The organism is Xanthomonas cissicola (genome assembly GCF_008801575.1).
GTDB lineage: Bacteria > Pseudomonadota > Gammaproteobacteria > Xanthomonadales > Xanthomonadaceae > Xanthomonas > Xanthomonas cissicola.
In genome coordinates, this window is sequence record NZ_VZPL01000010.1 from 39,389 (window position 1) to 60,282 (window position 20,894).

Genomic DNA, 20,894 nt, shown 5'->3' on the forward strand with positions numbered 1-20,894 from the left:
GATGTCGATGTCGGTTGCACCCCACCCAGCGCCGTCATCGCGCCGACGCGTGATGCCGGGGCTGGGCCTGAGTCTGGGAATCACCTTGACCTGGCTTGGCCTGATCGTGCTGATCCCGCTGCTGGGTATCTTCATCAAGACCAGTGGCCTGGGCTGGGAGGGCCTGTGGCGGGTATGGAGCGAGCCACGTGTGCTGTCGGCGCTGCGGGTGAGTTTCGGCACCGCGTTTGCGGCCGGTGCCTTCAACGCGGTGATGGGCACCTGGGTGGCATGGGTCTTCGTGCGCTACAGGTTTCCGGGCAAGCGCTTTTTCGATGCGGTGATCGATTTGCCGTTCGCGTTGCCTACCGCGGTGGCCGGCATTGCGCTGACCGCGCTGTATGGCGGCAACGGGTGGGTGGGACGCTGGCTGGAGGCGATCGGGATCAAGGTGGCCTACACGCAACTGGGTATCGTGCTGGCATTGGTCTTTGTGGGCCTGCCCTTCGTGGTGCGGGTGGTGCAGCCGGTGCTGGCCGAGAGCGATCGTGAAATGGAGGCTGCCGCCGCCACATTGGGCGCCTCGCGCTGGCAGACGGTCTGGCGGGTGGTGCTGCCGGGGGTGTGGCCGGCGGTCCTGACCGGGTTTGCGCTGGCGTTTGCACGCGGCGTGGGGGAATACGGCTCGGTGATCTTCATCGCCGGCAACCTGCCCAATTCCACCGAGATCGCGCCGCTGCTGATCACCATCCGACTGGAAGAGTTCGACTACGCCGGGGCGACTGCCATTGCCGCGGCCATGCTGTTGCTGTCGTTCGTGATCTTGTTGGTGGTCAATACGCTGCAGGCACGGCTGCTGCGCTATCAACGCAGGCCCGTATGAACGATGCTGTTTCATCGCTGCCTTCCATGTTGCCGACCCATGCCATGACCAAGCAGGCGCGTCGCATCAGCGATTCGGCCACCAATGAGCCGCGTTGGGTGCAATGGCTGATGATCCTGGGCGCCGTGCTCTTCCTACTGGCGTTCTTGCTGCTGCCGCTGGTACTGGTGTTCGCCGAGGCGTTGCGTGGCGGTTGGGAAACTTTCCTGCACGCGGTAGTCGACCCGGACGCGTTGTCGGCGATCAAGCTGACCTTGCTGGTGACGGCGATCGTGCTGCCGTTGAATCTGGTCTTCGGCGTGGCCGCGGCGTGGGCCATCAGCAAGCATCAGTTCCGGGGCAAACGCCTGCTGGTCAGCCTGATCGACCTGCCATTCTCGGTGTCGCCGGTGGTGGCGGGCTTGATCTTCGTGCTGATCTTCGGCCGCAATGGCTGGGCCTGGCCACTGATCGACGAAGGCTGGCATGTGCAGCTGCCGGCGCTGGGCGACCTTGTGATCCAGTTGCCGCGGATCGTGTTCGCGTTGCCGGGCATCGTATTGGCGACCACGTTCGTAACCTTCCCCTTCATCGCGCGCGAATTGATGCCGTTGATGGAGCAGCAGGGCAGCGACGAAGAACTGGCGGCACTGAGCTTGGGCGCGAACGGCTGGCAGATGTTCTGGCGGGTGACGCTGCCCAATATCCGTTGGGGCCTGTTGTACGGCGTGCTGTTGTGCGCGGCGCGTGCGATGGGCGAATTCGGGGCGGTGTCGGTGGTGTCCGGGCATATCCGTGGACGCACCAATACGCTGCCGCTGCATGTGGAAATTCTCTACAACGAATACGCCTACAGCGCCGCATTTGCCTGCGCGTCGCTTCTGGCATTGACCGCGCTGCTGACGTTGGCGCTGAAGACGTATCTGGAATGGCGACACGGCGATTCGCTGGCCGCCAACCACCGCCATTGAGGTGACCATGGGCATCCGCATTCACCGCCTGCGCAAGCAGTTCGAGACTTTTACCGCGCTGGACAACATCGACCTGGAAGTGCGCCAGGGCGAGTTGCTGGCCTTGCTTGGGCCCTCCGGCTCGGGCAAGACCACGCTGCTGCGGATCATGGCCGGGCTGGAGCATGCCGATGGCGGGCAGGTGCTGTTCGGCGACGAGGATGCCACCCGCATGAGCGTGCAATCGCGCCGGGTCGGCTTCGTGTTCCAGCACTATGCGTTGTTCAAGCATATGGACGTGTTCGAGAACATCGCATTCGGCTTGCGCGTGCGCCGCGGCAACGCGCGTTGGGCCGAAGCGCGCATCCGTGCGCGCGTGGAGGAACTGCTGGCGCTGGTGCAGCTGCAGGGCCTGGAACAGCGTTATCCCACCCAGCTCTCCGGCGGCCAGCGCCAGCGCGTGGCGCTGGCGCGCGCGCTGGCGATCGAACCGCGCGTGCTGTTGCTGGACGAGCCATTCGGTGCCCTGGATGCGCAGGTGCGCCGCGACCTGCGCCGTTGGCTGCGCGAGTTGCACGAACGTACCGGCCTGACCACGGTATTCGTCACCCATGACCAGGAAGAAGCACTGGAACTGGCCGACCGCGTGGCCATCCTCAATCGCGGCCGCATCGAACAACTCGACACGCCGGCCATGATCTACGACAAGCCGGCCTCGCCATTCGTGTATTCGTTCGTGGGTGCGGTGAACCGGATTCCCGGGGTGTTGGCGCAGGGCCAGATCCAGGTGGCTGGGCACGCACTGCCGTTGGCCAATGCGGCATTGGCGGCCGGGCCGGTCGAGGTGTATGTGCGGCCGGAAGATCTGGTGCCCGACCAGGCCGGCTGGCCGGCCACGGTGGCGTGGTCGCAGCGCAGTGGCTCACGCCTGCGGCTGCGCGCAACGCTGGAACCGTCAGGCAACGAAGTGGAGGTGGAACTGCCGGCCTCTGCCGGCAGCTTTCAGCCAGGGCAGCAAGTGCGCTTGGCAGCACGGCAGTACGGGATATTTCCCGCGTAAGCGGGCGCCGGCTGGGGTCGGGGCTCGCCGGAATGGGTATGCGAGGCGTGGGTTTCGCCTTGGCTGTGGCGAATCTCCAATTCCCAATCCCAGCTTCCGAACATCAAGATTCGGCGCAAGCGGTCGATGACATCAACACCTGATTCGCGCATGGGCTCTTGAGTATGTGCGCTGGATCAAGCGAACGCGACTTTCATGTTGCGCTGCAATGACAGTTGGACTAATAAGTCTTTGCAGCCTCGCTTCGCGCCATCCCACCGTTCATCGCTCCAGGAGATGCCCATGAAGTCGTCCCCGCTCGCTTGTTGTCTGTCGTTACTGCTGCTCGGCGTTGCGCCGCTTGCGCAGGCGCAGGACGAAGATGCGTCTACATCGCCGTTCAGTGGCACCTTTGCGGTGACCAGCGATTACCTGTTCCGCGGTATTTCGCAGACAAATGAAGAGCCTGCGTTTCAGGCCGGTTTGACCTACAAGACGCCATTCGGGTTGTACCTGGGGACCTGGACGTCCAACGTCGATTTTGGCGCCGGCGATCCGGATTGGGAAGTGGATGGTTTCGTCGGCTACAACACCGACCTTGGCAGCCACTGGAACTTCGACGTCATGATCAACCGCTACCAGTATCTGGGAGCGGGCGCATCCAACTACGCCGAGCTGATCACCAAGACCACGTTCCTGAAGACCTATAGCGTGACGTTCGCCTACACCGACGATCTCTACGGCAGCAAGACCGATGGCTATTACTACGCCTTCGATGCCAACTGGACGTTGCCGTACGACTTTACCTTCGGCGCGCACGCAGGGCATAGCGTCTACACCTCGTCGCTGAGTCAGGTGGACCACGACTACAACGATTTCGGCGTCAACGTCGGCAAGACGTTCGGCCCGTTGGGTTTGAGCGTGGGGTATTACGACACCAGCAAAGCCGCCGAATTCGGCTTCGGTCGTCAGAATTCGCAGAACCATCTGGTGGCGACGGCGACGGTTGCTTGGCCGTGATGGCGATTGAATAAAAGCGACAAGAAAATATAGGTGCGCACTAGTTTTGCTCGCTGCTCCGAAGCTGTTTTGAAGACTTGGCTGTGTCGTTGTGAGGCAGGAAGAGTTGATGCTCGAACATCTCATTGTCACGCCTGAACAACGGCAGGACGCAAAATCCCGGTTGTGTTGTGTATTGACGCGATTGGCCGTGCGGATCGATCACTCGTAGAGCGCCTGATCTGTGGGGTGGCTGCGCGGCCCTTGCCCGCCACTGTCGCGGGACACGCTGCAATGTAAGCTCTTACGCGGCATCCATGCCGCATAAGGTTCCGCGACGGTGGGCGGACAAGGACCGGTTGAGATGCTCGGTGCGTAGAGTTCCAGCAAGGCGTTTCGTCGAATCACCTAGCGCAGTGTTTTCGTTGTTCACTGAAGTGACCAGACAAACTGTCTGGTGCGTGTTTCTGTTCTTTAGGTCAACAGCAAACTGTCAGGTGCGGTGTCCTTGCCGATTGCGTGACCGTTGGCGGCATGGATGCCGCCATCGAGCCTACATGGACGTACTTGCGGCGTGTCCCGCGAGTGGCGAGGGCATCGCGCCCTCGACCCACTAGGCTTTTATCCAGACCCTAGCCGACCCCGCGTCGCATGAGACGCTTCGCCAGCTTCAGAAAATCGCTCGCGCACTCGTAAGCGCGCGTAGCTTAAAAACGCGAAAGGCGCCTCGCGGCGCCTTTCGCACATCTGCAGTGTCAGCCGATCAATTCCAGCTCAGCACGACCTTGCCGGCCTTGCCTTCTTCCATCAGGTCGAAGCCCTTCTGGAAATCGTCGATCGGCAGTTGATGGGTCAGCACCTTGTGCAACGGAAAACCCGACAGCACCAGCTGCGTCATCTTGTACCAGGTCTCGTACATCTTGCGGCCGTAGATGCCCTGCACGGTGAGGCCCTTGAAGATGATCTTGTCCCAGTCGCAACCGGCGCCACGCGGCATGATGCCGAGCATGGCGATCTTGCCGCCGTGGTACATGCAATCGAGCATGTCGTTGAACGCGCGCGGGTTGCCGCTCATTTCCAGGCCCACGTCGAAGCCTTCCATGTGCAGGTCGGCCATGACGTCCTTGAGCGAGGTCTTGGAGACGTTGACTACGCGCGTGGCTCCCATGTCGGCAGCCAGCTTGAGACGGAAATCGTTGACGTCGGTGACCACCACATTGCGCGCACCGATGTGCTTGCAGATGCCGGCGGCAATGATGCCGATCGGGCCTGCGCCGGTGATCAGCACATCCTCGCCGATGACGTCGAATTCCAGCGCGCAATGCGCGGCATTGCCGTAGGGGTCGAAGAACGCGGCAAGCTCGGACGGGATCTGGTCCGGGATCGGCCACAGGTTGCTGGCCGGCATCACCATGTATTCGGCGAAGGCGCCGTTGACGTTGACACCGATCCCGACCGTGTTGGGGCACAGGTGCGGACGGCCGCCACGGCAGTTGCGGCAATGGCCGCACACGATGTGGCCTTCGGCCGACACCCGTTGGCCGATCTGGTAGCCGGTCACTGCCGAACCGAGCTCAGCCACCCGGCCGACGAATTCATGACCGATGGTCAGCCCCGGCTTGATCGTGCGCTGGCTCCATTCGTCCCACAGGTAGATGTGCAGGTCGGTGCCGCAAATGGCGGTTTTTTCCAGCTTGATCAGCACCTCGTTGGGGCCGGGCGTCGGCACTGGCACCTGTTCCAGCCAGATGCCCTTGTTCGCTTCGCGCTTGACCAGCGCCTTCATCGTCTGCGCCATCTGGCGGAACCTGCTGAGTGAAAGTAAGCCGGCGATTATAGGCGTCGCGGCCTGTATGCCATGCGGCGGTGCGGGAATGGACGTGATGCCGCCCTGGATCCACGGTGGGCCAGGGCCGATCCGGCCCATGCCCGTTTGACGAAGTTGGCACCTCAGCGCAGGATGAGAGCCGCCGTCCAGGCCTGTCGTTGCCTGCGAGGGCTAGCGCGCTGGCCAAACATCGCAGGCGTGCGTCATCTGCGCCAGCATCGCTCCAATGCCCTTGCTCCGCGCTACGGCCCCATCTGCGATGCGGCGACGCTGGCTTTCACGCATGGCGCCAGCCTGGTCTTTTGGGCCCTGCAGGCGGAAGGAGCAGGCAGCGGGGCCAGAGCAGTCAAAAAAACACTGCACAGCCGCCATGCGGGCGCGCCCACCACTCCGAATCGGCGTGTGCCACGCGTACATTCCGGTTGTGAGCGCGCCGTCCATGGCCCTCTGCCCGCGGCTCGCCACGTTTGTCAGCCGCGCTTAGAACTTCACATCCAGGCTCATGAAGTACTGCCGCGGTGCGCCGACAACCATGGTCTGGTTGTAGCCATCCGGATCGGAGGCGACGTAGCCGTTGGTGCCGGTGCTGGCGAAGTAGCGCTTGTCGGTGAGATTGCTTATGTTGAGCGCCAGCGCCACATCCGCTACCCCGCCGACACGGCCGAAGTCGTAACGCGCGCCGGCATTGAACAGCCAGTACGACGGCACCTGCGAATCGTTGAGGAAGGTGATGTAGCGCTTGTCCACGTACTTGCCGTCCAGATCCAGGCGCAGGTTGCCGATCTGGTAGCTGGCGCTGGAAGAGAACATCAACGCCGGGATGCCGACCACGTCCTTGCCGGAGGTGGCGACCACGCCGTTGTTGAGGTAATCGTCCTGGTAACGCGAGCGATTCCACGACAACGAGTTCAACCAGCTCAGGCCTTCGGTTGGGCGCCACATCAGCGCCAGATCCGCGCCGGCGCTGTGCACCGCGCCGACGTTGCTCAGGATCGAGGCGCAGGTCTGCACCGCGGTGCACGGCGAGGTGGTCAGCAGGCGGTTGGAGAACTTGGTGAAGTAGGCGTCGGCCGAGAGCTGGAACTGCGCATCCTGCACGCGATAGCCCACCTGCACGGTCTGCGATTGTTCCGGCTCCAGCGTGGAGCGGCTGCGGTCGAAGGCGGCCTGCGAGGTGGCGAACGGGGTGAAGCCAAACGCCGCGATGTTCTTGCTGTACGACGCGTACAGGTCCTGGCGTTCGTCGAGCTTGTAGTTGATGCCCAGCTGCGGCAGGAAATTATCTTCGGCGCGGATGCGGCCCTGCGCCAGCGCGGTGGTCGGCACCAGCGATTGCGCGCGCGTGGTGGTGCTGAGCGCCTTTGCGCCGTAATTCAGGGTCAGGCGGTCGTCGAGCAGGCGCACGGTGTCCTGCACATACAACATCCGGGTTTGCGTGGTGTAGCGCTGCAGGAAGTCGCGACGGAACGGGGTCTGTGCTTCGTAGACGTTGTAGAGCGAGGTGTAACCTTCGTTGCCGAGCGCGAAGTAATTGCGGCCCTGCGTGGTGCGCGCGTTTTCTGCCCATGCGCCCACTTCCAGATCGTGATTGCCCCACGACCATTTCAATGCGCTCGTGCCGCCGAAGCGGTCCAGGCCGTAGTCGGTGGTGCGCATCGACACTGGAATCTGCGCGGAGGTGCGCACGTACGGTGTCACCCATTGGCCTTCGCCACGATTGCCGTGGTAATAGCCACTGGCATCGAGCGTGGCGCCGCCGAACACGAAGGTGCCCGACAGGCCTGCCAGGTTGTCGCGACGCAAGCCGCCGCCGGCGTAATAACTGGCATCGAGCCAGCTGTAGTCGCTGGGCAGACCGGCAAGCGATTGTGGGTAGCCGTTGGCCACGCCGCTGGTGGCCCCGGTGTTCTGGTAGGCGCGTGCCATCTGCACGGCGGTGGCCCAATCCGGTTGCAGGTAATCGTAGTCCCAGCCGAGCGCGCGCTGGCTGGTCAACGATAGATCCATGTAGTCGTATTCCTTGCGCCGCGAGGTATCCACGAACAGGCTCAGACGGTTGCCGTCGCCCCACTGGTACACCGTCTTGAGATTGGCCTGTTCGGATGTCTGATCGCCATAGCCCTTCCACTTGTCGGTGCTGGTGTTGGCGTACGACAGATACGCCGACAACCCATCGCGATCGCCGGTGTCGGCACGCACGAAGGTGCGGCGCGTTGCATCGCTGCCCACCGTCTGCACCAGGCGCGCGCCGGGCGTGGTCTGCGGGTCGGCCGAGTAGAACTGCATGGTGCCGCCAAGATTGGTGTTGGAAGCGGTGCCGAGCGCGCCTGCCCCTTGCGCAATTTCCACCGAACCGAGGTTTTCAGAAATGATGGCGCGCGTGATGTGCAGGCCATTGGTCACGCCATAGCTCATGTTGCCCAGTGGAATGCCATCGAGCGTGTAACCCAGGCGGCTTTGGTCAAAGCCGTGCAGGGTCACCTGCGTGGACCATTCGTAGGTGCCGAATGGATCGGCGGACTGGAACTGCACGCCCGGCAGTTTTTCCACGGCCTTGAATGCGCTGCTACCGGGCGTCAGCTGCTCGATGTCCTGCTGGCTGATGCGTTGCACCTGGCGCGTGCTGCCTTGTGACACCACGTTGATCGCATCCAGTTGCGTGGCATTGGCAGCGGCATCGGCGGTCACCGCTGCCTCTGCCGGAGCGACGGCAGTCGGGTCGGCCGGTGTCGCAGCCTGCGAAATGACGGGAAGCAGCGTTGCCAGGGCAAGCGCCAGCGGGGTGACATGAAAGCGACGAGCGGAAGTCATGGGGGAGTCCTGTTCGGCCACGGCTGAGGGCGGACGCACGGTGCAAAGCCGGCGTTTCGCGACGCAGGGTGTCAACGGCTCATGAAACATTGATGACGGTCGCTGTCGCAAAACTGTCGTGCTCGACCGCTATACGTGTCGTGTCCAGCCGCGCTGCGCGGTGACAAAGGCATCACTTTCTTTGCAGGTTCTGCCGCCATGACGTCTTCCTCCTCGCGTCGCGATTTCCTCAAGCGCGTTGCTGCGCTCACTGCTGCCGGCGCCTTGCCGTCTTCGATCGGTCGCGCACTCGCGCTGCCGGCCAACGCGCGGACCGGCACGTTGCGCGATCTCGAACATGTGGTGATCCTGATGCAGGAAAACCGCTCGTTCGATCATTATTTCGGTGCGCTACGCGGCGTGCGCGGCTTTGGCGATCCGCGCGCGCTGCAACTGCGCGACGGCCATGCGGTATGGAGTCAGCCCACGCCCGACGGACGACGCGTGCTGCCATTCGCGTTCGATTCGCAAAATACCTGCGCGCCCTTGATCAAGAGTCTGGATCATTCCTGGAAGGCTAGTCACGGGCAGGACCCGGCACGCTGGGCCGAATACGATGCGTGGGTGCCGTACAAGGGGGAATTGACGATGGGATATTTCCAGCGTCACGACATCCCGTACTACCACGCGCTTGCCGACGCGTTCACCATCTGCGACGGCTATTACTGCTCGCTGCACGGGCCGACCAATCCCAACCGCATGTATCTGTTCACCGGTACCAGCGGCCCAAGCGTGGGCAACGTCGGCGCGCAGGCGGTCACCAATGCCGACGATGGCAACTGGACCGCCGACATGGCGCGCGACAAGCCCGGCTACGCAGCGCTGCAGTGGACCACGTACGCGCAGCGTTTGCAGGCTGCCGGCGTGGACTGGCGCGTGTATCAGGAATACGACAACTTCGGCTGCAACTCGCTGGCGTATTTCTCGCACTATCGCGATCTACGCACCGACGACGAACGTTACCTGCGTGCACGTGCATGCGTGCCCGGTTCCACCGCGGGCAATGCCGCCACCACCCAGGCCGAGCACCTGGTCGCCGCGATCGCTGCCGATGTGCGGGCCAATCGCCTGCCGCAGGTGTCGTGGGTCATTCCGCCCACTGCGTATTGCGAACACCCCGAAGCGCCGCCTGCCTATGGCGAGTCCCTGGTGGCGCGCCTGATCGATGCGCTCACCGCCAATCCCGAGGTGTGGGCCAAGACGGCGCTGATCATCAATTACGACGAGAACGACGGCTTCTTCGATCACGTGCCCGCGCCGTTGCCGGCATTGGACGCACGCATGGGGCGCAGCAATGTCGACACGCGTGGCGAGGTCTACGACGGCGTGCCGATCGGCCTGGGCATTCGCGTGCCGATGCTGGTGATCTCGCCGTGGACGCGTGGTGGCTGGGTCAACTCGCAGGTGTTCGATCACACCTCGGTGCTGCGTTTGCTGGAACGCCGCTTCGGCGTGGCCGAGCCCAACATCAGCCCTTGGCGGCGTGCGGTCAGTGGCGATCTCACCAGCGTGTTCGACTTCCGCAAGCCGGACGATTCGGCGTTGAGCGCATTGCCGTCGGTCGACGACTATCGGGCACGTACCGCTGCCGTGCGCGATAAACCGCTACCGTCTGCGCCTGCTGCCGCAACGATGCCGCGGCAGGAACCGGGGCAACGGCCGGCGCGCGCATTGCCATATGCCTTGCAGGTGCATGCACGCGTGCAAGAGGGTGCCGCCGTGCAGTTGCAGTTCCTCAACAGCGGCGCGGCGGCTGCGGCGTTCAACGTCTACAGCAGCGCGGCCGGCGGCGGCCCCTGGTATTACACGGTGCTGCCCGGCACGCAACTGGACGATGCGCCGATTGGGGCCATGCACGAGGGTGCATACGCCTTGCGCGTGCACGGGCCCAATGGCTTCTTGCGCGAGTTCGCCGGGCAGGTGCCGCGCGCCTCTGCGCCATCGGCCGCGCCATGGGTGGAGGCGCGACAGGAGGGCGACGCCTTGGTGCTGGAAATCGGCAATGCCGGGCAGCGCGCCTGCACGTGCAGCTGCGTGCGCTGGACTACGCAGACCCAAGTGCGCGCACTTTGTCGTTGGCCGCAGGTCAGCGCGAGACCATTCGCCTGGCGCTTGCCGCCAGCGATCACTGGTACGACCTGGTGGTGGAACAACCGGGCAGCGCCTTCCGCCGCCGTCTGGCCGGGCATCTGGAAACCGGCAGGCCTAGCCGCAGCGATCCCGCATTCGGCCGCGTCTAGGCCAGCGCTCGGCCGCGGTACGCAGCAGGCGAATCCGCCGACGCCTGCTGCGCGGCAAACGTGCGCGAGTGCGTGTGGAGCGGACGCGTGCCGACCCTGCCATCGGTCATGGGTTTGCCAGTAGGTGTTGGCGTTACACTGTAACGAAATAACCCGTGGGGCTGTCGATGCGTCCGAACCTGTTCGCTGTTTCCGTGCTGGCCACGCTGGCCGTCGCTTCATCTGCACAGGCCGGCGAGGGGATGTGGGTTCCACAACAACTGCCCGAGATCGCCGGGCCGCTCCAGCAGGCAGGCTTGCGGCTTTCGCCTCGGCAACTGGCCGACCTGACTGGCGATCCGATGGGCGCCGTTGTCGCCTTGGGTGGTTGCACCGCCAGCTTCGTCTCGCCGCAGGGTCTGGTCGTCACCAACCACCACTGTGCTTATGGCGCGATCCAGCTCAACTCCACCGCGCAAAAGAACCTGATCAAGGACGGGTTCAACGCCGTACGCCCTGCCGACGAGCTCAGCGCAGGTCCCAGTGCGCGCATCTACGTGCTCGATGCGATTACCGACGTCACGGCGCCGGCAAAGGCCGCGATGGCCACTGCAGGCGACGATGCGCTCAAGCGCACGCTGGCCTTGGAGGATTTCAGCAAGCAACAGATCGCGTCCTGCGAAGCGCAGCCGGGTTACCGCTGCCAGTTTTTCAGTTTTGCCGGGGGCAACGCCTACCGGTTGTTCAAGAGCTTGGAGATCAAGGATGTGCGTCTGGTCTATGCGCCGCCCGGCAGCGTGGGCAAGTTCGGCGGCGACATCGACAACTGGATGTGGCCGCGCCACACCGGCGATTTCTCGTTCTATCGCGCCTACGTCGGCAAGGACGGCAAGCCCGCCGCCTACGCCAAGGACAACGTGCCTTACCGGCCCAAGCACTTCCCGACGTTCGCCGACCAGCCACTGGGCGCCGGCGACTTCGTGATGGTGGCCGGCTATCCGGGCCGCACCAATCGCTACGCGCTGGCTGCCGAATTCGACAACACCGCCAACTGGACCTACCCGGTGGTCGGCCAGCAGTTGAAGGACGTGATCGGCCTGATCGAACAGGCAGGCAAGCAGGATCCCGACATCCAGGTGAAATACGCCAGCACCGTCGCCAGCCTCAATAACTCCGCCAAGAACTTCGACGGCCAACTGGAAGGTTTCAAGCGCATCGGTGCGCAGGCCACCAAGCAGGCCGACGAAGCGGCAGTGCTGGCCTGGCTCAAGGGCCGGGGTCCGAGCGGGCGCAACGCGCTTGCGGCGCACGACAGCTTGGTCAAGCTGCTCAAGCAGGCCCAGGCCACGCAACAGCGCGACTTCGTGCTGCGCCAGTTCGACTCCACCGGCACGGTGGGTGCCGCGGTGACGTTGTACCGGCTGGCGCTGGAGCGTGCCAAGCCCAATGCGCAACGCGAATCCGGGTACCAGGACCGCGACCTGCCGGCCATCGAAGCGACGATGAAGCAGATGGAGCGCCGTTACGTGCCGGCCATGGATCGTCAGCTGCAACAGTACTGGCTCGGCCAGTACCTGAAGCTGCCGGCCAACCAGCGCATCGCTGCGCTGGACCAGTGGTTGGGCGGTCGCGATGCGGCGGCCGTGCAGGCGGCCGTGGGCAAGCTCGATGGCACGACGTTGGGGAGCACGCAAGCGCGGCTGGAGTGGTTTGCCGCCGACCGGGCCGCCTTCGAAGCCAGCACCGACCCGGCCATCCAGTACGCCGTGGCGGTAACTCCGGCCCTGTTGCAGATCGAGCGCGAGGACAAACTGCGTACCGGCGAGCAGCTCAAGGCGCGGCCGGTGTATCTGCAAGCCCTGGCCGACTACAGGAAGAGCCGGGGCGAATCGGTCTATCCGGATGCCAACCTGTCGCTGCGCATCACCTTCGGCAACGTCAAGGGCTACGCCCCGAAAGATGGCGTGGCCTACACACCGTTCACTACCTTGGAAGGGGTGGCCGCCAAGGAGACCGGCGTCGATCCGTTCGATTCGCCCAAGGTGCTGCTGGATGCGGTCAAGGCCAAGCGCTACGCTGGCCTGCAGGACAAGCGTCTGGGCTCGGTGCCGGTCAATTTCCTGTCGGATCTGGACATCACCGGCGGCAACTCCGGTTCGCCGGTGATGGACGCGCAGGGCAAGCTGGTCGGCCTGGCGTTCGACGGAAATTGGGAGTCGGTGAGCAGCAACTGGATCTTCGACCCGGCAATGACTCGCATGATCGCCGTGGACGGCCGCTATCTGCGTTGGATCATGACCGAGGTCGCTCCGGCGCCACAGCTGTTGAAGGAACTCGGCGTGCGCTGACGCGGGGCGGCCGGCGCGCAGGCGCCAGGGGTTATCATGCGGTCCCGTTTCGCGGTGGCGAGCGGGCCCCTCCCCCAAGGAACCCCCAGCGCATGCGCATCCTGCTTGCTCGTCACGGCGAGACGCCGTGGAACGCCGAAGGCCGTTACCAGGGCCAGATCGATATTCCGCTCTCGCCGGTCGGCGAAGGCCAGGCGCGCGCATTGGGCGAACGGCTGCACTCGCTGCAGATCGACCGCGCGGTGGCATCGCCGTTGTCGCGCGCGCAGGCTACTGCCAAGGCCGCGTTGGGCGCTTCGCGTCAAGCGCTGCTGCAGACCGATGCCGACCTGCAGGAAATTGCCCACGGCGAATGGGAGGGCCTGCTGGCCAGCGAGATCAACGACAAGGATCCCGCACGTCTGCGCGCCTGGCGCGAAGAGCCCGATACCGTGTTGATGCCGGGTGGCGAATCGCTGCGTCAGGTGCTCGATCGCAGCTGGCGCGGCCTGATGCGCGCCGCCGATGGGCTGGGCGCCCACGACACCTTGCTGGTGGTTGCGCACGATGCGGTCAATCGCGTGATCCTGTGCAAGATCCTGGGCCTGCCGTTGTCCAGGCTATGGAGCTTCCGCCAGGCCCCGACCACGCTGAACCTGCTCGAAGGCGATGACGTCGAGCATCTCGAAGTGGTGCGCCTCAACGACTGTGCGCACCACACACCGTTCTTTGGTGAGGCAAAGCATCGGGCGTTGTAAAAACGGCGGAGTAGCGTGCATGGGTGAAAGTAAATATGGCTATTACGATAGATGGCTCAGAATTTGCGTTTTTCGAATAGGCTCTTTGTTCGTCATTCCTTTGTTTTTTTCGTATTTAAATTATCTGAAGTTTATTCCGCCAGCTGATGCATCGGTCGATATAGTATTCTCAATTGTGTGCATCACCGTGGTGGTTGTATTTTTAATGCTGTTGCGGGCCAGTATGAGTGGAAAGCTTCAGGAGCAGTTTGAACAGCGAGGGCTGGGAGGTTGTCTGTACCGATGGTCAATGCGGGCAGTGCTGATTGGTTTTGTCGGATGGGCGCTGGCTGCGCGTTTGGTTCCATGGTCATACACCGAGATCTTTGGCTATGGTTATTCGGAGTCTGTTCTGATGCGGCCTTTAGCGCGCCCAGATAGTCTAGTATGTTCTCATGCGCTTATGGTTGATCCCATGCCGCGTGGAGCGCCTGCGCGTCTCTGCGTTCTGGGGGGCGAGTTTTCTGATTTTCCAAATGGAACAGTAACTGCCGTAATTCAAGGTAAACGCTCATTTTTTGGCTCCACAGTGGATTCATACCATTGGGATAATCTGTAGGCCAAAGAGCCTTGGTGGCAGGATTGAGCTGTCCGTTCGCAGAGTGGGAATTGACAGGAATTGCTATCGGCTGAATGAATTTTTTGCTAAACAGCGATAATGAACAGTATTCGTAAAACTGGGACCGCGACGTGACCGCTCCAGCCACACTTTTCGACTGGCTAGCCTACATTGAGAGCCAGCATCCGCAGCAGATCGCCATGGGCCTGGAGCGCGTGCGCGAGGTTGCGGTGCGGTTGCAGATCGCCGCGCCGGCCAAGCACGTCATCGTCGTAGGCGGGACCAATGGAAAGGGCTCGACGGTGGCCTTCATCGAGGCGATCGGGCGTGCCGCCGGCTGGAAGGTGGGGGCCTACACCTCACCGCACCTGCTGCGCTACAACGAACGCGTGCGCATCGATGGCCAAGAGGCCAGCGACGCGCAGCTGGTCGACGCGTTTGCGGCGGTCGAAGCAGCACGCGGCGACACCGCGTTGACCTATTTCGAGTTCGGTACGCTGGCGGCGCTGTGGTTGTTTCAGCAGTCGGCGCTGGAGTTGGCGGTGCTGGAAATCGGCCTGGGTGGGCGCCTGGATGCGGTCAACATCGTCGATTCGGATGTGGCGGTGATCACCACTGTCGATCTCGACCACACCGACTGGCTGGGCGACGACCGCGAGGCCATCGGCACGGAAAAGGCCGGCATCATCCGCGCCTGGAAGCCGGTGGTGCTGGGCGAGATCGACCCGCCGTCCAGCGTGCTGCGTCGCGCCTACCAGCTGGGTGCCAATGCCATCCGTGCCGGCAGCGATTATTTCTTCGAGCCGATCGACACACAGCACGCCGAGAGCCCGCAATCCGATGCGCCGCGCTGGCGCTGGCGCGATGTGGCGGTGACGCTGGAATTGCCGATGCCGGCACTGCACGCGCCGGTGCAGCTGGCCAACGCCGCTGCCGCGATCGCCGCATTGCAGGCATTGCCGGTGGAAGTGCCCGACGCGGCCTGGGCGCAAGGCATCGGTAACGCGCAAGTGGCCGGACGACTGCAGCGGCTTGAGGTCGATGGCGTGCAGGTATTGCTGGATGTCGGCCATAACCCGCAGGCCGCGCGGGCGCTGGCTGCCGCGCTCGATGCGCAGGCGCATGCCGACAGCACCTATGCGATCTACGCTGCATTGGCCGACAAGGATGTGTTGGGCGTGGTGGAGGCAGTCGCTGCGCAGATCGACCGCTGGGCGCTGGCGGGGCTGGAAGGCGCTCGCGGCCAATCGGCGCAGGCGTTGCAGGCCCGCCTGCAAGGCAGTGCCGCCGCGCAGGCGCCGTGTCATCGCGATGTTGCCAGTGCGGTGCGTGCGGTCCTGGACGCGGCCAGCCCCGGCGACCGCGTGCTGGTCTTCGGCTCGTTTCACACCGTGGCCGACGCGCTTGGCGCACTTCGTTCAGCCCGCTGAGGTCGTCGGGGTGGCGCCGGCCTTATAATCGCCGCGGCACCCCGCCACGCCGCCTCTCGTCTCTTCCGTGGATACTGCTCTGAAACAGCGACTGATTGGCGCCATCGTTCTGGTGGCGCTTGCCGTGATCTTCCTGCCGATGCTGGTCAAGGGCCCCGCGCCGTCGAGCGGTGTGGCCGATGTGCCGCTCGAGGCGCCCGCAGCGCCCGCCAATGGCGAGTTCGAAACCCGCGAATTGCCGCTGGCCACCCCGGGCAATGCGCCGGCCGGTGGCGCGTTAGGCATGGCCGGCGCGCCGGCGCCGGTGCAGAACAATCCCGACGCCGCCGATCTGGCCGCCCCGTCCAGCACGCCCTCGGCTCCGGAAGTGGCTGCCGGCAATTACGCAGTGAATTTCGGTGCGTATGCCACCAGCGCCGACGCCGATGCGGTGATTGCGCGGCTCAAGCAGGCGCAGTTGCCCGGCTTCAGCGAAAAGACCCAGATCAGCGGCCGCCCGGCCTGGCGCGTGCGCGTGGGGCCGTATGCCGACCAGGCCCAGGCCGAATCGGCCCGCCTGCAGGCAGTGAAGGTGCGCAGCGACGTCAACGCCCAGGTGGTGACGTTGGACGCCAACGCCGGCGCGCCATCGCCTGTGGCCAGCACCCCTGCGCCCGCACCGGCCCCTAAGCCGAGCAGCAGCGTCGCCGCCGCCAGCACCACCGCACCGACCAAGACCGAGAGCCTGCCGCCGGAACCCGCCAAAGCGGTGGCCGCCGCGTCCAAGCCGGCCGAAGTGGCCAAGCCCGCGCCCACCAAGCCTGAGGTCACCAAGCCTGAACCCGCCAAGCCTGAGGTCACCGCGCCTGTGGCGCCTGCGGCCAGCGCGGTCGGGTTTGCAGTGCAGCTGGGCGCGTTCGGTCGTGCCGAAGATGCCGATGCCTTGCGCGACCGCGTGCGCGCCGCCGGCTTCAGCGCCTTCGTCGAGCAGGTGCGGACCGACAAGGGCGCACTCAATCGTGTGCGTGTTGGCCCGGTTGCCAATCGCGCCGATGCCGAACAGTTGCGCGCGCAGGTGGCAGCCAAGGTCGGTATCTCCGGCATGGTGCGTCCGCATCCGTAACCGCCATGCCGGCCGTAAGCAAACGCGGCCGCCGCGCACGTGGCAGCCGCTCGTACACTGCACTGCCGGCGGACCGCCACGTGTCTGTTGACTGCCTGCACTGCGCGCCTGCAGCTGCTGGATTTTCGAACGCCTCGCACCCATGGAGGGGAGGGCAATGACGACCGAGCCCAATTGCACTCACGGCGCGCGCGCCACGCGGAGAGGTTGCCCATGATCGATATGGTGCTGGGCGTCATCATTCTGGTGTCGGCCCTGTTGGGCTTGCTGCGTGGCTTTGTCGCCATCGTGGTGGGCACGTTGTCGTGGTTGTTGGCCGGCTGGGCCACCTTCATGTTCGGCGGCGCGGCCGCGCGCTGGCTGGCCGATGGCAAACACCCGTCTGCGACCGAATCGTTCGGCGGCTACGCCATGGTGTTCGTCGGTGTGCTGATCACCGTGGCAGTGATTGGCATGGTGATCCGCGCGGGCGTGGATGCGATCAAGCTCGGCGGCACCGACCGCATGCTCGGGTTCGGCCTGGGCGTGGTGCGCGGCGCGTTTCTGGCCAGCGTGCTGGTGCTGCTGATGGGCTTCACCCCGCTGCCGCGCGAGCCGGCATGGCGCCAGTCGGTGCTGCTGCCCATGCTGCAGCCGGGCGCCGGCTGGATGCGGGCGCAACTGCCGGCCTGGCGGATGCCGTCGATGGAGATGCCATCAATGGAACTTGGCAACTTGCCCACGGAGTTGGGGAAGTTGCCTTCGGCAGGCGATAATACGGACCTGGGCAAGGCACTTGGCGGTTCCGGGCTGAGCGACACCATCACCCGTGCGCTTGGCAAACCCGGCAAGACGGCTGGCGACGGACGCGATCCGACGCAGGCGATGCCGGCCAACATCGATCCGGCGCAGGTTCGCGGCGGAGAAAGCGACCCGGCTCGGGTCGAATCCCAAGGCCAGGCACGGCCACCTTCACAGTAACGGCGCAAGCCGAAGCGGAGAACGCGCACCATGTGTGGCATCGTCGGTATTGTCGGCAACCAGAACGTCGCCGGGCAGCTGTATGACGGCCTGACCGTCCTGCAGCATCGTGGGCAGGACGCCGCAGGCATCGCCACCGCAGATGGCACGCGCCTGCGCGTGCAGAAGGCCAACGGCCTGGTGCGCGACGTCTTCGATGAAAAGAAGATGGCGGTGCTGGAAGGCCGCGTCGGCATCGCGCATTGCCGCTACCCGACCGCAGGTTCGGAAGGCATGGACGAGGCGCAGCCGTTCTACGTCAACTCGCCCTACGGCATCGCGCTGGCGCACAACGGCAACCTGATCAACACCGAGGCCTTGCGCCAACAGGTGTTCGAAGCCGACCGCCGCAATATCAATACCGATTCGGACAGCGAAGTGCTGTTGAACGTGTTCGCCTACGAGCTGGACGCGCAGCGCATGCTTACCCCCGAAGCGGCGATCCGCGCGGTGGCCGGCGTGCACCGCCGTTGCAAGGGCGGCTACGCGGTGGTCAGCGTGGTGCTGGGCCTGGGCCTGGTTGCGTTCCGCGATCCGCACGGCATCCGCCCGCTGGTGCTGGGCAAGCGCGAGCATGCCGAAGGCACCGAATACATTGTGTCCTCCGAATCGGCAGCGCTGGATATCCTCGGCTACCAGCGCGTGCGCGACGTGCGCCCGGGCGAAGCGCTGGCGATCACCGCGCGCGGCGAACTGTTCTCGGAAGTCTGCGCGGCACCGACCAACAACGCGCCGTGCATTTTCGAGTACGTGTATTTCGCGCGCCCCGATTCGATGATCGACAACATCTCGGTGCACAAGGCGCGCATGCGCATGGGCCTGAAGCTGGGCGAAAAGATCCTGCGCCTGCGCCCGGACCATGACATCGACACCATCATTCCGATCCCGGACACCTCGCGCGATGTGGCGTTGGAGATGTCCAACGTGCTCGGCGTGAAGTACCGCGAGGGCTTCGTCAAGAATCGCTACGTGGGCCGCACCTTCATCATGCCGGGGCAGGGCGAACGGCAGAAATCGGTACGCCGCAAGCTCAATCCGATCCATCTGGAATTTCGTAACCGCGTGGTGCTGCTGGTGGACGATTCCATCGTGCGCGGCACCACCAGCCGGCAGATCGTGCAGATGGCGCGCGATGCCGGTGCGCGCAAGGTGTACCTGGCCTCCGCCGCGCCGCCGGTGCGCTACCCCAACATCTACGGCATCGACATGCCGGCCGCCGAAGAGCTCATCGCGCATGGCCGCAGCGAGCTGGAAATCCAGGAGTTCCTGGGCTGCGACTGGCTGATCTACCAGGATCTGGAAGACCTGGAAGTGGCGGTTCGCGAAGGTAATCCGGACATCAAGCAGTTCGATTCTTCGTGCTTCAACGGCGAGTACATCACCGGTATCGAACCGGGGTATTTCGAACGCATCCAGCAGCTGCGCTCGGACGATGCCAAGAAGCGTCGCCGCGCCTGAGTCACCGAACCAGGGTGGCCGATTGGCCGCCCTGGTTGGCATGCGGATGGCGTCGGCAGCCAGTGGCGAACAAAACACTGCAGTCATCGACACGCTCGATGACGCGCGCCTGCGCAACGGGCAGGTATCTGCGACCGAACGCGTGCAAGCGCAATCCGTTTCTGCAGCGCGCCATTGCTCCGTACGGCCAACGGCATGAGCAGCGATCCGTTCGCAAGCGCGGATCTGTTCGACGCTGCGCGCCTGTGCCTGGACCAGGCCGACCCGCGACAGAAAGTCGCGCTGACCCAGCACTACGCAGCCGCCTTTCGCGAAGGCGTCCTGACGCTCGATCCGTCGGCGCCTGCGCCTGCGCCGATCCGCATGCCGGGGCGTCCGGCGACGCCACTGCTGGTGCATCCGCGCGACTTGCCGCGCCGTGGACTGGGCACGCCGGAAGGGCGCGCTGCGTTTATTCACGCCATTGCGCACATCGAGCTCAACGCCATCGATCTGGCCTGGGATGCGGTGTATCGCTTTCGCGGGCTTCCTGCGGCGTTCTATGCCGATTGGGTCGCGGTGGCCGACGATGAATCGCGCCACTTCGTGCTGCTGCGCGCACGACTGCAGGCGCACGACCACGACTACGGCGATTTCGCCGCGCATAACGGGTTGTGGGAAATGTGCGAGAAGACTGCACACGACGGCCTGGCGCGCATGGCCCTGGTGCCGCGCGTGCTCGAAGCGCGCGGCCTGGACGTAACGCCGGGAATGATCGTCAAACTTCGTTCGCTTGGCGACGCTGCCACTGCCGAGGTACTCGAAATCATCCTGCGCGAAGAAGTGGCGCACGTGGCCGCCGGCTCGCGTTGGTACCGCTGGTATTGCGAGCAGGCCGATGTCGAGCCGCGCGCACGGTTCAAGGCTCTGTTGCGCGAATACGCCGGCGGCTATCTGCATGGGCCGTTCAATCTGCAGGCGCGCCTGCTTGCCGGTTTCGACGAGGACGAGCTAGCCGACCTGGTGGAGCAGGCTGGCTGAGCGTGGCCTGCATGCGAGCTGCGAACTTGCGTTCGTGGCCTGTGTCGTGGATCTACCTGACGCATGCGTGCGCAGATTTCAATGACGCCACCCACGCCGCGTCACGTTCCACAGATCGGGGCGCACCTCAACGCCCATGGCCGATGGGAGCGGGCATCGATGCACGCTGCGCCGTGCACGACGACGTGGCGGCGCTCGCCATCTGCACCGACGCCGACGCTGGCGCTGACGCGGCACGGTGTCCTGCAACACAGGCGAGGATCGACGCAGCCAATCGCGTGGCGGACGCAGTCACGTCCATGCGCATCGATCTGTATGACGACGCGGGATCGCCGCGTTGTCCGGGAAGGTGGCCTGTGCTGGTTTGACACGCTGCTTCCGAACGCGCTCTCCGTAGGACTGTGCGCTGGTTCCCGTTCGAGAGTTGCTGGAATCGCATCCAGGGATTGGTAAACATCACAGAAACATAATTTTCC

Annotated in this window: 14 protein-coding genes, 1 other RNA gene and 2 pseudogenes; 15 read left to right on the forward strand and 2 right to left on the reverse strand. The window is 64.3% G+C overall.

Translation table 11 applies throughout. The annotated features are described in order from the left end of the window. Nucleotide 1: 1 nt before the first annotated feature. The 5 genes and pseudogenes from cysT to F7R02_RS27485 all read left to right on the forward strand — a co-directional run. Nucleotides 2-862 (forward strand): sulfate ABC transporter permease subunit CysT, encoded by an 861-nt coding sequence (cysT, locus tag F7R02_RS06465; protein WP_011050653.1) that lies wholly within the window; start codon nucleotides 2-4, stop codon nucleotides 860-862. Then, the gene (gene cysW, locus F7R02_RS06470) at nucleotides 859-1,812 is read left to right on the forward strand and encodes a sulfate ABC transporter permease subunit CysW (protein ID WP_005922269.1); all 954 of its coding nucleotides are present in this window, start codon (nucleotides 859-861) and stop codon (nucleotides 1,810-1,812) included. The genes cysT and cysW overlap by 4 nt, the downstream gene beginning before the upstream one ends. Before the next feature lie 7 nt (nucleotides 1,813-1,819). Continuing rightward, nucleotides 1,820-2,851 (forward strand): sulfate/molybdate ABC transporter ATP-binding protein, encoded by a 1,032-nt coding sequence (locus F7R02_RS06475; protein WP_003490451.1) that lies wholly within the window; start codon nucleotides 1,820-1,822, stop codon nucleotides 2,849-2,851. 282 nt (nucleotides 2,852-3,133) lie between these two features. After that, nucleotides 3,134-3,850, forward strand: coding sequence for a TorF family putative porin (locus F7R02_RS06480; protein WP_078591271.1), 717 nt, complete (start codon nucleotides 3,134-3,136; stop codon nucleotides 3,848-3,850). Between the two features lie 453 nt (nucleotides 3,851-4,303). Next, nucleotides 4,304-4,484, forward strand: a pseudogene (locus F7R02_RS27485) (hypothetical protein); the annotation flags it as partial. A gap of 108 nt (nucleotides 4,485-4,592) precedes the next feature. Here the strand turns inward: F7R02_RS27485 and tdh are convergent. Next, nucleotides 4,593-5,627 carry an L-threonine 3-dehydrogenase gene (tdh, locus tag F7R02_RS06490; RefSeq protein WP_170912853.1) on the reverse strand — a complete coding sequence of 345 codons (1,035 nt, stop codon included), beginning with the start codon at nucleotides 5,625-5,627 and terminating at the stop codon, nucleotides 4,593-4,595. 430 nt (nucleotides 5,628-6,057) lie between these two features. Here tdh and F7R02_RS06495 point away from each other — a divergent pair. After that, nucleotides 6,058-6,133: non-coding RNA, sX9 sRNA (locus tag F7R02_RS06495), on the forward strand. A 4-nt stretch (nucleotides 6,134-6,137) separates the two neighbouring features. On the opposite strand, the gene F7R02_RS06500 is transcribed toward F7R02_RS06495, so the two are convergent. After that, nucleotides 6,138-8,558 carry a TonB-dependent receptor gene (locus F7R02_RS06500; protein WP_078591272.1) on the reverse strand — a complete coding sequence of 807 codons (2,421 nt, stop codon included), beginning with the start codon at nucleotides 8,556-8,558 and terminating at the stop codon, nucleotides 6,138-6,140. A gap of 108 nt (nucleotides 8,559-8,666) precedes the next feature. Between F7R02_RS06500 and F7R02_RS06505 the strand changes: the two are divergent. From F7R02_RS06505 to F7R02_RS06545, 9 genes and pseudogenes are all read left to right on the forward strand, one after another. Then, nucleotides 8,667-10,747: pseudogene (locus F7R02_RS06505) on the forward strand (phosphocholine-specific phospholipase C). Between the two features lie 242 nt (nucleotides 10,748-10,989). After that, nucleotides 10,990-13,074 (forward strand): S46 family peptidase, encoded by a 2,085-nt coding sequence (locus F7R02_RS06510; protein ID WP_172397295.1) that lies wholly within the window; start codon nucleotides 10,990-10,992, stop codon nucleotides 13,072-13,074. A gap of 92 nt (nucleotides 13,075-13,166) precedes the next feature. Continuing rightward, on the forward strand, nucleotides 13,167-13,811 hold the full coding sequence (locus F7R02_RS06515) for a histidine phosphatase family protein (RefSeq protein WP_011050660.1): 645 nt from the start codon (nucleotides 13,167-13,169) through the stop codon (nucleotides 13,809-13,811). 19 nt (nucleotides 13,812-13,830) lie between these two features. Continuing rightward, a complete protein-coding gene (locus F7R02_RS06520; RefSeq protein WP_125825479.1) occupies nucleotides 13,831-14,409 on the forward strand; it encodes a hypothetical protein in 579 nt (192 codons plus the stop codon). Between the two features lie 131 nt (nucleotides 14,410-14,540). Continuing rightward, nucleotides 14,541-15,839: a bifunctional tetrahydrofolate synthase/dihydrofolate synthase gene (gene folC / locus F7R02_RS06525; RefSeq protein ID WP_078591274.1), complete on the forward strand. Its 1,299-nt coding sequence runs from the start codon at nucleotides 14,541-14,543 to the stop codon at nucleotides 15,837-15,839. A 67-nt stretch (nucleotides 15,840-15,906) separates the two neighbouring features. Beyond that, a complete protein-coding gene (locus tag F7R02_RS06530) occupies nucleotides 15,907-16,941 on the forward strand; it encodes an SPOR domain-containing protein (protein WP_078591275.1) in 1,035 nt (344 codons plus the stop codon). A gap of 213 nt (nucleotides 16,942-17,154) precedes the next feature. Continuing rightward, on the forward strand, nucleotides 17,155-17,901 hold the full coding sequence (locus F7R02_RS06535) for a CvpA family protein (protein WP_005915887.1): 747 nt from the start codon (nucleotides 17,155-17,157) through the stop codon (nucleotides 17,899-17,901). A 30-nt stretch (nucleotides 17,902-17,931) separates the two neighbouring features. Further along, nucleotides 17,932-19,398 (forward strand): amidophosphoribosyltransferase, encoded by a 1,467-nt coding sequence (purF, locus tag F7R02_RS06540; RefSeq protein ID WP_078591276.1) that lies wholly within the window; start codon nucleotides 17,932-17,934, stop codon nucleotides 19,396-19,398. Between the two features lie 174 nt (nucleotides 19,399-19,572). Continuing rightward, entirely contained in the window at nucleotides 19,573-20,418 is an 846-nt protein-coding gene (locus F7R02_RS06545; RefSeq protein ID WP_172397292.1) for a ferritin-like domain-containing protein, read from the forward strand. The last annotated feature ends 476 nt before the right edge of the window (nucleotides 20,419-20,894 follow it).